Below are 14,505 nucleotides of genomic sequence, written 5' to 3'. Positions count from 1 at the left end.
ACTCCCCCCCCCCCCCCCCCCCCCCCCCCCCCCCCCCCCCCCTCCCCCCGCACCCCCCCCCCCCCCCCCCCCCCCCCCCGCCCGCCCCCCCCCCCCCCCCCCCCCCCCCCCCCCCCCCCCCAGGAGGGGGGGAGAAGGAGCGCAGCGGGCCCTAGTCGGTCCTGCGGTCCGGGCCGCCGGTGTCGGGGCGGGTGAGGTCCGGGTCGCCGCGGCCCGGCCGGGTGGGGCCGGACGGGCCGTTGTCACGGCTGGAGAACCCCGGGCGGGAGTAGCCCAGGCGGGGCGTCCGGCTCGGGACGGAGGGCCGGACCGGCCGGCGGGGGCGGCGCGGCGCGGCCGGGGACCGGTCGAGGGCCTCCCGGAAGAAGGGCAGGATGCCCCGTTCGAGCAGCGCCTGACGCCAGGCCACGAGGGCCCGCTCGGCCTCCTCGGCGAGGTGGTCGCGCGGTGGAGCCTGGTCCTCGCCGCGGCCGTTGCGCAGGGCCGTGCGGAGCATGCCGGACATCGCGACGAGCGCCCCGGCGGCCGTGAAGGCGCCGAACCACCAGCCGATCGTGATCATGGGATGGGAGGCGGCCTCGGCCGCTCCCGCCGTACGCATCACATAGCCGATCAACAGGAAGAGGAACGCGGCGATCCCGGCCAGAACGGGGGCCAGGACCACGAGGACCGCGCCGGCGCCCGCGCCCTGCTCCTCCTCGGGGGCCGCGGCCGCGGTGGCGGCGGGCGGCAGCGGGGCGCCGCCGTGGCCCGTCCCGGCACCGGCCGGCTGGGGCCGGGCGGCCGGCGTACGGGCGCGCAGCTCCTCGCGGGCGCCCAGGAGCGTCTGGTACTCCGCCGCCGCGCAGGCGGAGATGGCGGCCATGGCGCTCATGGCCATGGCGCGCAGCTGTTCGGGCGTGAGCCGCTGTTCGGTCGTCGGGCGGTGTTCGGTCGTGGAGCGCTGTTCGTCGTCGCGTCGTCGTCCGGTGAGCCGCGTTCCCAGCGCGGCGGCCAGTTCCGGGTCATGTTTCGCGGTACGCAGCGCTTGGTCGAGAACGCGCTCGAATTCCGGGCGGTCCTCGGCCAGCAGGTGCGGAACGCTGTTCATGTGCATCCCCCGATGCTCCGTAGGGCCGGGTGCCGGCGTGTGCCGGGCAGTGGGCGGAAACGGAGGAGAGCCTGCTACGGATATCCGATGGTAGAGCCGCACCGGCGCGGGGTGACAGCCGGTTTCCCGAATTACCCCGAGGCGGTGGAACTCCACACCTGCCCGCGCACCGCCCGGCCGAACCCTCAGCCCGCCAGCGGAAGTTGCACGACCAGCAGCTTTCCGGCCATGGTGACGCCGCCGTCCATGGCCAGCGCGAGCCCGTCGGCGTACAGATGGGGTCCCTCGACCAGCGGAGTGCCGTCCTCGCCGTCCGCGTCCTCGGTACCGACCTCGCCCAGCAGATAGGGGATGGGGCTGTGGCCGTGGACGATACGGCTGCCGCCGTAGGTCGCCAGCAGCTCGCGGACGGCCATCGGGCCGGCCTCCTCGTCGCGGAAGGCGAACCGCTTGGTGAACTTCCGGAACAGGTCCCAGACCTCGTCCGGGTCGTTGCGCTGGAGGGCCTCGGTGATCGCGTCGTTGACGTCCTCGATGGAGTCGCCGAACTCGAGGTAGGCGGTGGTGTCGGAGTGCACCAGCAGGTGGCCGTCCTCCTCGGCGATGGCGTCGAGGCGGGACATCCACTGGAGGTGGTGGTCCTCCAGTCGCTCCATGTCGGTGCGCTGGCCGCCGTTGAGCAGCCAGGCCGCCTGGAAGGAGGCGGTGCCGGCGCCGGAGTTCACCGGGGTGTCGGCGAACCGCTTGGCGCCGATGAGCAGCAGCTCGTGGTTGCCCATGAGGGCCTTGCAGTAGCCGCCGGCCGCGGCGGCCTCGGCGGACAGCCGCATGACCAGGTCGATCACGCCGACGCCGTCCGGGCCGCGGTCGGTGAAGTCGCCGAGGAACCACAACCGGGCGTTGCCCGCGGCCCAGTGGCCGTGGGCGTCGATGAGGCCCTGGGCGGCGAGCGCCTCGTACAGCTCGTCCAGATAGCCGTGGACGTCGCCGACCACGTACAGCGGACCGCGGCCGGCCGGCGCGCCGTGGTGGTGCTGGTGCTGCGGCTGGGGCTGGGGCGGTGCGATGGGGGTCAGCTCGACCGTGGGCACGTCCTGCGGGGCGGCCGGGCCGATCACCGGGAGGTCGCGTGCGGTCGGGGTGTAGCCCGGATAGTCCGGGTACTCGGACGCGGGCGGGGCGGTGTGCGCGTATCCGGGCATGGCACCGGGCGCGGCGTACCCGGGGAAGGGCGGCATCGCCGCCGTGGTCCGTGCCGCAGGTCCCTGCCCGGCCCCCTGAGTCATCGACCCCTCCACCATCGCGCCGCCGTGCACCTTGTGGACCCTGCCTGGTCGATGGCGGTCCGTGGTGTCGTGCGCCCATCATAGGAATGACCGTCGCGGCTTGTGACGCACCAGGGGCCGTGAATCGGTGCAGGACACCGGGATCGCCGGTCATTTCTCCCCAAATGAGCCGTTAAATGAGCCGTTCGCGCCGGTCAGCGGTGTGCCGGGGCGGCTCCCCGGAGCCCGGGACGGCATGCCCGTGCGCCGGACGCGGGTCCGCTTCCGGTTGACGCGGGTCGGGGCGCGGGGCGTCCGCCGTGTCGGTGGGGCGGGCGCGGTGGGGGTGGTCCGTGGAGACGGGAGTGACGTGGTGACGTCGGACGCGTCTCGGTTTTCGCCGGGCGCGCCGGGTCGGGTGCGCCGGGTCGGGTGCGCCGGGGTCGGATACGCGGGATCAGGTGGCCGCGGGTCCGCGCGGCGGGCTGACGGTGGTGCGCGGCGGGCGGCGCTCGGACGACGTCCGCACGATCAGTTCGGTGGGTATGACCTGCTCCACCGGCCGGCCGGTGTCCAGGCCCTCGATGGCGTCGATGAGGAGCTGGACGACCGCGGTGCCGATCCGCCGGGGCTTGAGCGAGAGCGTGGTGATCGGCGGTTCGGTGGTGGCGTAGACGGTGGACTCGCTGCAGCAGACGAGCAGCAGGTCGTCCGGGACGCGCAGACCGTAGCGCCGGGCGGCGGCGAGCAGGTCGGTGCCGTTGGGGTCGAACAGCCCGTACACCGCGTCGGGCCGGTCGGGCCGGGCCAGCAGGCGGTCGGCCGCCACGGCGCCGGCGCAGGGGTCGTGGGCGGGGTACTCCTCGTAGACCGGGTCCTGGCCGACGCGCTCGCACCAGCGCAGGTAGGCGGTGGTGGACAGGCGCGTGTAGGTGTCCGTGGTGGTGCCGGTGAGCAGGCCGATCCGGCGCGCCCCGGCCTCCGCGAGGTGGTCGAGGATGCCCAGCACGGCGGCCTCGTGGTCGTTGTCGACCCAGGCCGTCACCGGGAGGGTGCCCGCGGGGCGGCCGTCGGAGACCACGGGGATGCCCTGGCGGACCAGGTCGGAGACGACGGGGTCGTGGTCGGAGGGGTCGATGACCACGGTGCCGTCGAGGGCGACGTTCGACCACACGTCGTGCCGGGAGGTGGCGGGGAGGATGACCAGGGCGTAGCCGCGGGCCAGCGCCGCCGAGGTGGCCGCCCGTGCCATCTCGGCGAAGTAGGCGAACTCGGTGAAGGTGAAAGGTTCATCCCCGTAGGTGGTGACCGTGAGGCCGATGAGGCCCGACTTGCCCGTACGGAGGGTGCGGGCCGCGGCGGACGGGCGATAGCCCAGCCGGTCGGCGACCTCGCGGACGTGGCGGCGGGTCGCGTCCGGTAGCCGGCCCTTGCCGTTGAGCGCGTCGGAGACGGTCGTGATCGAAACCCCGGCGGCGGCGGCCACATCACGGATGCCCGCCCGCCCCTGCCGGCTGCCCCTGCGGGACGGATCCGCCCGGCTCACCTGATGCTTCCCTGCTGCTGTCATGGCGAGCCGATAGTAGGGCTCGGGTGGTCCTTTGGCAGGGCGGTGCAGATGACTGTTGACAGGCACGTTTCTGCTCTACCGAAACCTGTCAATGATCATGGAATTGCAGGTGGTTGAGCGGGTGGACGGCGGGCTGTCGTTCCCCGGCCGATCCGGGTCTCATGACTGGTCCAGGTATCGAAGAGGTCTCAACTCACCTTCACGGGGGACGCGCGCCACGGCGCCCGCCACGGCGCGCGACGGAAAGGGGAGCGCTCCCTTCACTCTGGACGCCGCCCGGGTCAATCCTCATAAGGTGTGCAGTATTGGCTTCCCAGGCGGAGGAGGACCCCGCGGTGACCGAGAAGACCCCGAAGCTGCGCGCGGCGCTGGACAGCGTGCCGACCTACAAGCCGGGCCGGCCGGCGGCCCCCGGCGGCCCGGTCGCCTACAAGCTGTCCTCCAACGAGAACCCCTATCCGCCGCTGCCCGGCGTCCTGGAGAGCGCCCTGGCCGCCGCCTCCTCCTTCAACCGCTACCCCGACATGGCCTGTGCCGGGCTGATGGCCGAGCTGGCGGACCGCTTCGACGTGCCGCTGTCGCACCTGGCCACGGGCACCGGCTCGGTCGGCGTGGCGCAGCAGCTGGTGCAGGCGACGGCGGGCCCGGGCGACGAGGTGATCTACGCTTGGCGCTCCTTCGAGGCGTACCCGATCATCACCCAGGTCGCGGGCGCCACGCCGGTGCCGGTGCCGCTGGCCGAGGGCGATGTCCACGACCTGGAGGCCATGCTCGCCGCGATCACCGAGCGGACCCGACTGATCTTCGTCTGCAACCCCAACAACCCCACGGGCACGGTGGTCCGCCGGGCCGAGCTGGAGTCCTTCCTGGACCGGGTGCCCGCGGACGTGCTGGTGGTCCTCGACGAGGCGTACCTGGAGTTCATCCGTGACGCCGGCGTCCCCGACGGCATCGACCTCTACCGCACCCGCCCGAACGTCTGCGTCCTGCGGACCTTCTCCAAGGCGTACGGGCTGGCCGGGCTGCGGATCGGGTTCGCCGTGGCGCACGAGCCCGTGGCGGCGGCGCTGCGCAAGACCGCGGTGCCGTTCGGCGTGAGCCAGGTGGCCCAGGACGCGGCGGTGGCCTCGCTGCGCAGCGAGGAGGCGCTGCGCGAGCGGATCGACGCGCTGGTGGCCGAGCGGACGCGGGTGGCCGCGGCGCTGGCCGGGCAGGGCTGGGAGCTGCCGGAGTCCCAGGCCAACTTCGTCTGGCTGCCGCTGGGGGAGCGCTCGCAGGACTTCGCGGCCGTGTGCGAGCGGGCGGGCGTGGTGGTCCGGCCGTTCCCGGAGGGCGTGCGCGTGACCATCGGCGAGGTGGAGGCGAACGACCTCTTCCTGCGCGCGGCGGAGGAGTTCCGCAAGGAGCTGTAGCCGGGAGGAGCGGCGGCCGACCGCGAGGAGCCGCAGCCGCCGGGCCGGGACCGACCGGCCCGCGGGACCCGGGGTACCCCCTTCGCGCCAGGGCCGAAGGGGGTACCCCCCTTTCTTGTCCGAAAAGGGGGTGCGCAATAATGCTTGTGAATGTGAACGCGTTCACAAGCGCGCCTTTATGTCCTTCTTTATGTGGGTCATACGGGGGCGGATCGCCGGCGGCGTGCGCCGCCGGGCGCGCTCGAGGCAAGGAGAGACCGCGTGAATCTGGCTCTGGCTCCGGAGACGCTGGCCCGCTGGCAGTTCGGGATCACCACCGTCTACCACTTCCTCTTCGTGCCACTCACGATCAGTCTGGCCGCGATCACGGCCGGGCTGGAGACGGCCTGGGTCCGTACGGGGAAGGACAAGTACTTCCACGCCACCAAGTTCTGGGGCAAGCTCTTCCTGATCAACATCGCGATGGGCGTGGTCACCGGCATCGTCCAGGAGTTCCAGTTCGGCATGAACTGGTCGGACTACTCGCGCTTCGTCGGCGATGTGTTCGGTGCGCCGCTCGCGATGGAGGCGCTGCTCGCCTTCTTCTTCGAGTCCACCTTCATCGGGTTGTGGATCTTCGGCTGGGACAAGCTGCCCAAGAAGATCCACTGCGCGTGCATATGGATCGTCGCCGTGGGCACGATCCTCTCCTCCTACTTCATCCTGGCCGCCAACTCCTGGATGCAGCACCCGGTCGGCTACACCGTCGACAAGGCGACCGGCAAGGCGCAGCTCACCGACATCTGGGCGGTGCTCACCCAGAACACCACCCTGGTCGTCGTCTTCCACACCCTCACCGCCGCCTTCCTCACCGGTGCCGCGTTCGTCGTGGGCGTCTCCTCCTTCCACCTGTGGCGCGCCAAGCGCCGCCGGCTGAAGGGCGAGGAGCTCGGCGAGAAGCAGCGCAAGCAGCTGCCGGCGATGCTGGCCTCGTTGCGGGTGGGCCTGGTGGTGGCGGTGATCGCCGGCCTGGGCACCGCGGTCAGCGGCGACGAGCTCGGCAAGGTGATGTTCGAGCAGCAGCCGATGAAGATGGCGGCCGCCGAGGCGCTGTGGGAGACGCAGTCACCGGCTCCGTTCTCCGTCTTCGCCGTCGGCGACGTCTCCAAGGGCCACAACAGTGTCGAGATAGAGATTCCCGGCCTGCTCTCGTTCCTCGCCCACAACAACTTCACCGACGCCGTCCCCGGCATCAACGACATCGCGGCGCGTGAGGCGGCGCAGTACGGCGGCGATCCGCAGGACTACATCCCCAGCATCTTCATGACCTTCTGGGGCTTCCGGCTCATGATCGGCTTCGGTATGACGTCCTTCGTCGCCGCGCTCATCGGGCTGTGGACCACCCGCCGGAAGCTGTGGCTGGCCCCGGAGTTCCGTACGGACGGCGACGAGATCCCGCGTCTGATGCTCACCCGGACGCGGGAGATGAGCCCGTTCTTCACCATGTGGTCCTGGCGGATCGGCATCCTCACCATGGGCTTCCCGCTGATCGCCAACTCCTTCGGCTGGATCTTCACCGAGATGGGCCGTCAGCCCTGGGCCGTGTACGGCCTGATGAAGACCGGCAACGCCGTCTCCCCCGGGGTGGGCCAGGGCGAGGTCCTGACCTCCATGGCCGTCTTCGCCGCGCTCTACGCCGTGCTCGCCGTGGTCGAGGTGAAGCTGCTGGTCAAGTACGGCAAGGCCGGACCGGACACCGACGAGAAGCCGCCGACGAAGGACCCCCGGCTCCGGATGCCGTCCGGCGGCGGCGACGCCGGACGGACCGAGGACGCCGACCAGCCGATGACCTTCGCGTACTGACGCGGCGGCGGAAGGAGAGACGACCATGCACCTCCACGACTTCTGGTTCCTGCTCATCGCCGTCCTGTGGACCGGCTACTTCTTCCTCGAGGGATTCGACTTCGGCATCGGCGTCCTGACCCGGACGCTCGCGAAGGACCGCCCCGAACGCCGGGTGCTGATCAACACCATCGGCCCGGTCTGGGACGGCAACGAGGTCTGGCTGATCACGGCGGCCGGCGCCACCTTCGCCGCCTTCCCCGACTGGTACGCCACCCTCTTCAGCGGCTTCTACCTCCCGCTGCTGGCCGTCCTGGTCTGCCTGATCGTGCGCGGTGTGGCCTTCGAGTACCGCCACAAGCGGCCCGAGGAGCGCTGGCAGCGCAACTGGGAGCGGGCCATCTTCTGGTGCTCGCTGCTGCCCGCCTTCCTGTGGGGCGTGGTCTTCGCCGACATCGTGCGCGGCGTGCCGATCGGGCCGGACAAGAACTACACGGGCGGCGTGCTCGACCTGCTGAGCCCGTACGCCCTGCTCGGCGGCCTGTTCACGCTGGTGCTGTTCACCTTCCACGGTGCGGTCTTCGCGGCTCTGAAGACCACCGGGGACATCCGGCACCGGGCCAGGGCGCACGCCCGGTGGTACGGCCTGGCCGCGGCGCTGCTCGCCGTCGCCTTCCTGTCCTGGACCCAGGCGGCGCACGGCAACGGGCGCAGTCTGCCGGCGACGGCCGTCGCGGTCGTGGCGCTGCTCGTGGCCCTGGTACTCAACCGGGCGGGCCGGGAGGGCTGGGCGTTCGCCCTGTCGGGGGTCACGGTGGTGGCGGTCTTCGCCGCGGTCTTCCTCGCGCTCTTCCCCGAGGTGCTGCCCTCCTCCTCGGACCCGGCGTGGAGCCTGACCGCGGCCAACGCCGCCTCCAGCCCGTACACGCTGGGGATCATGACGTGGGTGGCGGGCTTCGCGACCCCGCTGATCGTGGCCTACCAGGCCTGGACCTACTGGGTGTTCCGCAAGCGGATCGGCACCCAGCACATCCCGGCCGCGCACTGAGGCCCGGGCGCGCGTCATGAGGCCCATCGACCCCCGGCTGCTGCGGCACGCCTCCGCGACCCGTCTCTTCCTCGCCGCCTCGGTCCTGCTGGGGCTGGCGGGGGCCGGGCTGGTCATCTCCCAGGCGATGCTGATCGCCGAGGTGGTGACCGGCGCCTTCGAGGCCGGGCGGACGGCCGGCGACCTCACCCGGCCGCTGGCGCTGCTGGCCGCCGCGGCCCTGGGCCGGGCCGCGGTGGCCTGGCTGACCGAGCTGGCCGCGCACCGGGCGAGCGCCGCGGTGAAGTCCGCGCTGCGGACCCGGCTGCTGGAGCACACCACCCGGCTCGGGCCGGCCGGCACCGGCCGCGGCACCGGCGAGCTCACCGCCCTCGCCACGCGCGGCATCGACGCGCTGGACGACTACTTCGCCCGCTATCTGCCCCAGCTCGGCCTCGCGGTCGTGGTGCCGGTGGCGGTCGTGGCCCGCATCGGCACGGCGGACTGGCTGTCCGCGCTGGTCGTCGTCCTCACGCTGCCGCTGATCCCGCTCTTCATGGCCCTCATCGGCTGGGCCACCCAGTCCCGGATGGACCGGCAGTGGCGGCTGCTGTCGCGGCTCTCCGGGCACTTCCTCGACGTCGTCGCCGGGCTGCCCACGCTCAAGGTCTTCGGCCGCGCCAAGGCGCAGGCCGAGTCGATCCGCGCGATCACCTCCGACTACCGGCGGGCGACGCTGCGGACGCTGCGGCTGGCGTTCCTCTCCTCGTTCGCGCTGGAGCTGCTGTCGACGCTGTCGGTGGCGCTGGTGGCGGTCGGCATCGGCATGCGGCTCGTCCACGGCGAACTCGACCTGGCCACCGGCCTGATGGTGCTGGTGCTGGCCCCCGAGGCATATCTGCCGCTGCGTCAGGTCGGGGCGCAGTACCACGCGGCGGCCGAGGGGCTGGCCGCCGCCGACGAGGTCTTCGCCGTGCTGGAGACCGAGCCCGCGCCGGCGGGCACGCGGCCGGCGCCCGACGCGCGCGGGGCCGCGCTGACCGTCGACCGGCTCGTCGTACGGCATCCGGGCCGGACCGCGCCCTCCCTGGCCGAGACCTCGTTCGAGGTACGGGCCGGGGAGACCGTCGCGGTGACCGGCGTCAGCGGGGCGGGCAAGTCGACGCTGCTGGGCGTGCTGCTGGGCCTCGTACGGCCCGCGGGCGGGCGGGTGCTCGTGGGTGGCGAGGACCTGGCGTCGATCGACCCCGCCGGCTGGCGGGAGCAGGTGGCCTGGGTGCCGCAGCGGCCCCACCTCTTCGCCGGGACCGTCGCCGAGAACGTCCGGCTGGCCCGGCCGGACGCGACGGACGCGCAGGTACGGGACGCGCTGCGCGCGGCGGGGGCGCTCGGTTTCGTGTCCGCGCTGCCGGACGGCGCCGCCACGCTCCTCGGGGAGGACGGGGCCGGGCTGTCCGCCGGGCAGCGGCAACGGCTCGCGCTGGCCCGGGCGTTCCTCGCCGACCGGCCCGTGCTGCTGCTCGACGAGCCGACCGCGGCCCTGGACGGGGAGACCGAGGCCGGGATCGTCGAGGCGGTACGGCGGCTGGCGGCCGGGCGCACGGTCGTCCTGGTCGTGCACCGGCCCGCGCTGCTCGCCGTGGCCGACCGGACGGTCCGCCTCGGCGGCCGGCCCGCCGGGTCGCGGCGCTTGGCGGAGCCGCTCTCCGCGGAGCCGGCGCCCGGGGGCACGCGGACCGGGGCCGGTCCGGACCCCGTGGCGGCGCCCGAGGACGACGGTCCCGGGGCCCGGCCGGGCGGCCGGGTGCTCGCGCGGGTGCGGGCCGCCGGGCGGCCCCTGCGGGGGCGGTTCGGGCTCGCCCTGCTGCTCGGCTCGCTCGCGCTCGGCAGCGGCGTCGCGCTCATGGCCGTCTCCGGGTGGCTCATCTCGCGTGCCTCGCAACAGCCGCCGGTGCTCTACCTCATGGTCGCCGTCACGGCGACGCGGACGTTCGGCATCGGGCGGTCGGTCTTCCGCTACGCCGAGCGGCTGGTCTCGCACGACGCCGTGCTGCGGGTGCTGGCGGGGCTGCGGGTGTCGGTCTACCGGCGGCTGGAGCGGCTGGCCCCCGCCGGGCTGCGCGGGACGCGGCGCGGCGACCTGCTCGCGCGGCTGGTCGCGGACGTGGACGCGTTGCAGGACCACTTCCTGCGCTGGCTGCTGCCCGTCGGTTCGGCCGTGGTCGTCGGCGCGGCGGCGGTCGGCTTCACCACCTGGCTGCTGCCCGAGGCGGGCGCGGTCCTGGCCGCCGGGCTGCTGGCCGGCGGGCCGGCCGTGGCGGCGCTCTCGGGCGCGGTCGCCCGGCGCACGGAACGCCGGCTGGCCGGGGCGCGCGGCGAACTGACCGCGCGCACGGTGGAGGTGCTGACCGGTACGGCCGAACTGACCGTCGCCGGCGCGCTGCCCGCTCGGCTGGAGCGGCTGCGGCGCACGGACGCCGAACTCACCCGGATCGCCCGCCGGTCCGCCGCCGCCACCGCGCTGGGCGCGGGCCTGTCGGCGCTGGCCTGCGGTCTGACGACGGCCGTCGCCGCCTGGGTCGGCGTGCGGGCGGTGCACGACGGACGGCTGGACGGGGTGTGGCTGGCGGTGGTCGTGCTCGTGCCGCTCGCCGCGTTCGAGGCGGTGGCCGGGCTGCCGCTCGCGGTCCTCCACCGGCAGCGGGTCCGGCGCTCGGCCGAGCGGGTGTACGAGGTGCTGGACGCGCCCGAGCCCGTACGCGACGGTACGGGGCCCGCGCCCGACTCGCCCTTCCCGCTGCGGCTCGCGGGGCTGACGGCGCGGTATCCGGGGCAGGCGGCGCCGGCCCTGGAGGGGGTCGATCTGGAGCTGACGCCGGGCCGCCGGGTGGCCGTGGTGGGCCGGTCGGGGGCGGGCAAGACGACGCTCGCCCAGGTGCTGCTGCGCTTCCTGGACGCCGAGGAGGGGACGTACACCCTCGCCGGGCGGCCGGCCGCGGGGACGGACGGCGACGCGGTGCGCCGCCTGGTGGGGTTGTGCGCGCAGGACGCGCACGTCTTCGACAGCTCCCTGCGCGAGAACCTGCGCCTCGCGCGCCCCGGCGCGGACGACGCCGAGCTGCGCCGGGCGCTGGCGTCGGCGCGGCTGCTGGAGTGGGTCGACGGGCTGCCGCGCGGGCTGGACACCCTCGTCGGCGAGCACGGGGCGCGGCTGTCCGGCGGGCAGCGGCAGCGGCTGGCGCTGGCCCGGGCGCTGCTGGCCGGCTTCCCGGTGCTGGTGCTGGACGAGCCCGCCGAGCACCTGGACCTGGAGACGGCGAACGCGCTCACCGCCGACCTGCTGGCGGCGACCGAGGGCCGGACGACCGTGCTGATCACCCACCGGCTGGCCGGGCTGGAGGCGGTCGACGAGGTGATCGTGCTGGACGCGGGCCGGGTGGCGCAGCGCGGCACGTACGCGGCGCTGGCGGGGGAGCCGGGGCCGTTCCGGCGGATGCTGGAGCGGGAGGCGGCGGAGGTGGGCCGCCTCGGTGACGGGAGCACGGGGCACGGCTCGGACGAGGGCGCCGGCCCGGACACCGGTCGTAACATCGGTCGTACAGTGCTTTCCCTGGCAAATGGCGCTTATTAGTCTCGTCCCATGGCAGCGACCGATCAGCCCACCGGCCCACCGGAGGCCCCCGGTGACGCCGGGGGCGCCCAGGACTCGCTGGACGCCGCCACGGAGGCGACGCGCGGGCTCCAGGGCCTGTCCACCGAGCTGACCGGGCGGGTGCCCCAGCTGCTGGAGGCCATGCGGTCGGTGGGGACGGGCCCGGAGCTGCACAGCACGCTCGACCGGATCGCCGAGACGGCCGCCGAGCTGGCCGGCGCCCGGTACGCCGCCATCGGCGTCCTCGACCCGTCGGGCGAGGGGCTGGCGGACTTCATCACGTACGGGGTCGGGGAGAGCGACTACGAGGAGGTCGTGGCCTCCTCCGACGGCCGCCCGGCGCTGGGGGTGCCGATCCGCGTCGAGGGCGAGGTCTTCGGCAACCTCTACCTCACCGAGAAGCGCGGCGGCGGCGAGTTCGGCGTCGCGGACCTCCACATGGTGAAGATCCTCGCGACCGAGGCGGGCATCGCCATCGGCAACGCGCGCGTGCACGACGAGAGCCGTCAGCGCATGCGCTGGATCGACGGTTCGGTTGCCGTCACCACCGCCCTGCTGTCGGGCAGCGACGCCGAGGACGCGCTGTCCGTCGTGGCCGAACAGGCGCGCCGGCTCGCCGACTCCGCGGCCGGGATCGTGCTGCTGCCGGACGGCGAGGGCGGGCTGGAGATGGTGACCGTCTCCGCCGACGACCCCGCCGGGCTGCTGGGGACGGTGATGCCGCCGCACAGCCCGGTCGTGGCGCAGCTGCTCGCCGGGGAGCCGGTCTTCATCGACGACTCGGCCACCGACCCGCGCATGATCACCGAGGTGGCGCCGCGGTTCGGGCCGAGCATGCTGCTGCCGCTCAGGAGCGGCCACCGCGTGCTGGGCACCCTCGCCGTCCCCCGGGCGCGCGGCGCCCGGAAGTACACCGCCACCGAGCGGACCCTGGCCACCCAGTTCGCCGCCCAGGCGGCGCTGGCGCTCGTCCTGGCCGAGGCCCGGCGCGACCGGGAGCGGCTGGCCGTCTTCGAGGACCGCGACCGGATCGCGCGGGATCTGCACGACCTCGTCATCCAGCGGCTGTTCGCCACCGGGCTGATGCTGGAGAGCGCGCAGCGGCTCGCGGTCGTCCCGGAGGTCCGTACGAAGGTCGGGCAGGCGGTCGACGAGCTGGACGTGACCATCCAGGAGATCCGGACGGCCATCTTCGCCCTCCAGCAGGAGCCCACGGAGGCTCCCGCCGGGCTGCGCACGCGGGTGCTGCGCGAGCTGGGCACGGCGGCCGTGCCGCTGGGCTTCCAGCCCTCCGCCTCCTTCCTCGGGCCGGTGGACGCGAAGGTCGGCGAGCGCACCGGCAAGAACCTCATCGCCGCGCTGCGCGAGGCGCTGTCCAACGCCTTCCGGCACGCGCGCGCGTCCCGGATCGAGGTGGTGGTCGACGCGACGGCCACCCTGCCGGACGGCCGGGAGGCGGTCCGGCTGACGGTCACCGACGACGGCGTCGGCATTCCCGAGGGCGGCCGGCGCAGCGGGCTGCGCAACCTCGCCAAACGGGCGGAGTCGCTGGGCGGCTCCAGCTCCTGGGGTCCGGGCCTGGGGGAGGACGGGGGCGGTACCAAGGTGGTGTGGGAGGCGCCCTTGTGAGGGTGCGTCCGATGTGACGGTCCGTCCGATCCTCGGTGCGGCACGGTCCGTACGGCGCGGAGGGGGCCGTCCGATACCGCCGGCGCCGCTGTCCAGCCGTATCCCTTCGCCCGATCGGTCTTTTGCGGGCGCGCCCGGCGGGCGTCCGGTACACGATCGCGGACATGCGCTATTCCTTGCGTTCCGGCGCGGCCCTGTGCGTCCTGTGGCTGGCGGCGGCGCCCGCGCCCTCCGCCGTACCGTCCGCCGCCCCAGGGGCCGCGGAGCGGCTCGTACGGGCCGTCGGCGAGGTGGTCCCGCTGGCGTGGGGCACGGGTCTGGCGGGCGAGACCGACCGGCGGGAGCGGCTGGCGCGGATGCTGATCGAGGCGGACGCCCGGAGCCGCCGCCCGGCGTCCGGGCTGTCGGCGGCCTCCGCCGGCTACGCGGGCCCGGAGGCGGACGTCACCCGGCCGCGCAACGAGAGGGGCGAGCTGGAGGCGCGCCTGGCGCGGGCCCGCGGCGATCTCCACAGTCTGGCGGAGGGGTCCATCCGCGCGGGCCGCTGCCTCCCGGTCGACCTCGACGGCCTGCAGAGCGAGATCGAGGACGACGAGGGACATCCCGGTGGCACCGTGCCGATCTCACCGAGCGGCTGGACGCGGCCCCTGCTGTCGTACCAGCTCACCGCCGGCTTCGGCGGCACGGGAGTGCACTGGAGCTCCGGCCGCCACACCGGGCAGGACTTCGCCGTGCCCATCGGCACGCCGGTCCGCGTGGTGGGGGCCGGCACGGTGGTCTCGATCGGCTGCGGCGGACCCTTCGGCATCAGCATGGTGGTCCGGCACGACGGCGGGTGGTTCTCGCAGTACGCCCACCTGGCGGCGCCCCTGCTGCCGGTGGGGCGCACTGTGCGCGCGGGCGAGTGGATCGGCCTGTCGGGGACCACCGGCAACTCCACCGGGCCGCACCTCCACCTGGAGATCCGCAGGACGGCCGCGTTCGGCTCCGCCGTCGACCCCGTGGGCTGGCTGCGCGGCCGCGGGGTCGACCTGTAACG

At 74.1% G+C, this 14,505-nt stretch carries 9 protein-coding genes; 6 read left to right on the top strand and 3 right to left on the bottom strand.

Features of this window, described 5'->3' with window-relative positions:
• Positions 1 to 151: 151 nt before the first annotated feature.
• From AC07BS_RS24240 to AC07BS_RS24230, 3 genes are all read right to left on the bottom strand, one after another.
• The gene (locus AC07BS_RS24240; RefSeq protein WP_478934433.1) at positions 152 to 1,090 is read right to left on the bottom strand and encodes a hypothetical protein; all 939 of its coding nucleotides are present in this window, start codon (positions 1,088 to 1,090) and stop codon (positions 152 to 154) included.
• A 185-nt stretch (positions 1,091 to 1,275) separates the two neighbouring features.
• Entirely contained in the window at positions 1,276 to 2,376 is a 1,101-nt protein-coding gene (locus AC07BS_RS24235) for a metallophosphoesterase family protein (RefSeq protein WP_478934431.1), read from the bottom strand.
• Positions 2,377 to 2,812: 436 nt separating this feature from the next.
• Positions 2,813 to 3,925 carry a LacI family DNA-binding transcriptional regulator gene (locus AC07BS_RS24230; RefSeq protein WP_478645266.1) on the bottom strand — a complete coding sequence of 371 codons (1,113 nt, stop codon included), beginning with the start codon at positions 3,923 to 3,925 and terminating at the stop codon, positions 2,813 to 2,815.
• Between the two features lie 335 nt (positions 3,926 to 4,260).
• Here AC07BS_RS24230 and hisC point away from each other — a divergent pair, with 335 nt between their 5' ends.
• From hisC to AC07BS_RS24200, 6 genes are all read left to right on the top strand, one after another.
• A complete protein-coding gene (gene hisC, locus AC07BS_RS24225; protein WP_478934429.1) occupies positions 4,261 to 5,337 on the top strand; it encodes a histidinol-phosphate transaminase in 1,077 nt (358 codons plus the stop codon).
• A 261-nt stretch (positions 5,338 to 5,598) separates the two neighbouring features.
• Positions 5,599 to 7,179, top strand: a complete 1,581-nt coding sequence (locus AC07BS_RS24220; protein ID WP_478934427.1) for a cytochrome ubiquinol oxidase subunit I — start codon at positions 5,599 to 5,601, stop codon at positions 7,177 to 7,179.
• A 25-nt stretch (positions 7,180 to 7,204) separates the two neighbouring features.
• A complete protein-coding gene (gene cydB / locus AC07BS_RS24215; RefSeq protein WP_478645274.1) occupies positions 7,205 to 8,206 on the top strand; it encodes a cytochrome d ubiquinol oxidase subunit II in 1,002 nt (333 codons plus the stop codon).
• Between the two features lie 16 nt (positions 8,207 to 8,222).
• On the top strand, positions 8,223 to 11,816 hold the full coding sequence (gene cydD, locus AC07BS_RS24210) for a thiol reductant ABC exporter subunit CydD (RefSeq protein ID WP_478934424.1): 3,594 nt from the start codon (positions 8,223 to 8,225) through the stop codon (positions 11,814 to 11,816).
• A gap of 9 nt (positions 11,817 to 11,825) precedes the next feature.
• The gene (locus AC07BS_RS24205; RefSeq protein WP_478934422.1) at positions 11,826 to 13,466 is read left to right on the top strand and encodes a GAF domain-containing protein; all 1,641 of its coding nucleotides are present in this window, start codon (positions 11,826 to 11,828) and stop codon (positions 13,464 to 13,466) included.
• A gap of 164 nt (positions 13,467 to 13,630) precedes the next feature.
• Entirely contained in the window at positions 13,631 to 14,503 is an 873-nt protein-coding gene (locus AC07BS_RS24200; protein WP_478645284.1) for a peptidoglycan DD-metalloendopeptidase family protein, read from the top strand.
• Positions 14,504 to 14,505: the final 2 nt, after the last annotated feature.

It is taken from the genome of Streptomyces sp. NPDC044063, assembly GCF_056434285.1.
Note: the sequence above shows the minus strand (reverse complement) of the source record. Positions and strands in the feature narration are given on the sequence as shown.

Excerpts from the sequence above, each read along its gene's own strand:
- AC07BS_RS24205 (WP_478934422.1), top strand. The coding sequence starts at position 11,826 with ATGGCAGCGACCGATCAGCCCACCGGCCCACCGGAGGCCCCCGGTGAC.
- AC07BS_RS24240 (WP_478934433.1), bottom strand. The coding sequence starts at position 1,090 with ATGAACAGCGTTCCGCACCTGCTGGCCGAGGACCGCCCGGAATTCGAG.
- AC07BS_RS24200 (WP_478645284.1), top strand. The coding sequence starts at position 13,631 with ATGCGCTATTCCTTGCGTTCCGGCGCGGCCCTGTGCGTCCTGTGGCTG.
- cydB (WP_478645274.1), top strand. The coding sequence starts at position 7,205 with ATGCACCTCCACGACTTCTGGTTCCTGCTCATCGCCGTCCTGTGGACC.
- AC07BS_RS24230 (WP_478645266.1), bottom strand. The coding sequence starts at position 3,925 with ATGACAGCAGCAGGGAAGCATCAGGTGAGCCGGGCGGATCCGTCCCGC.
- cydD (WP_478934424.1), top strand. The coding sequence starts at position 8,223 with ATGAGGCCCATCGACCCCCGGCTGCTGCGGCACGCCTCCGCGACCCGT.
- AC07BS_RS24235 (WP_478934431.1), bottom strand. The coding sequence starts at position 2,376 with ATGACTCAGGGGGCCGGGCAGGGACCTGCGGCACGGACCACGGCGGCG.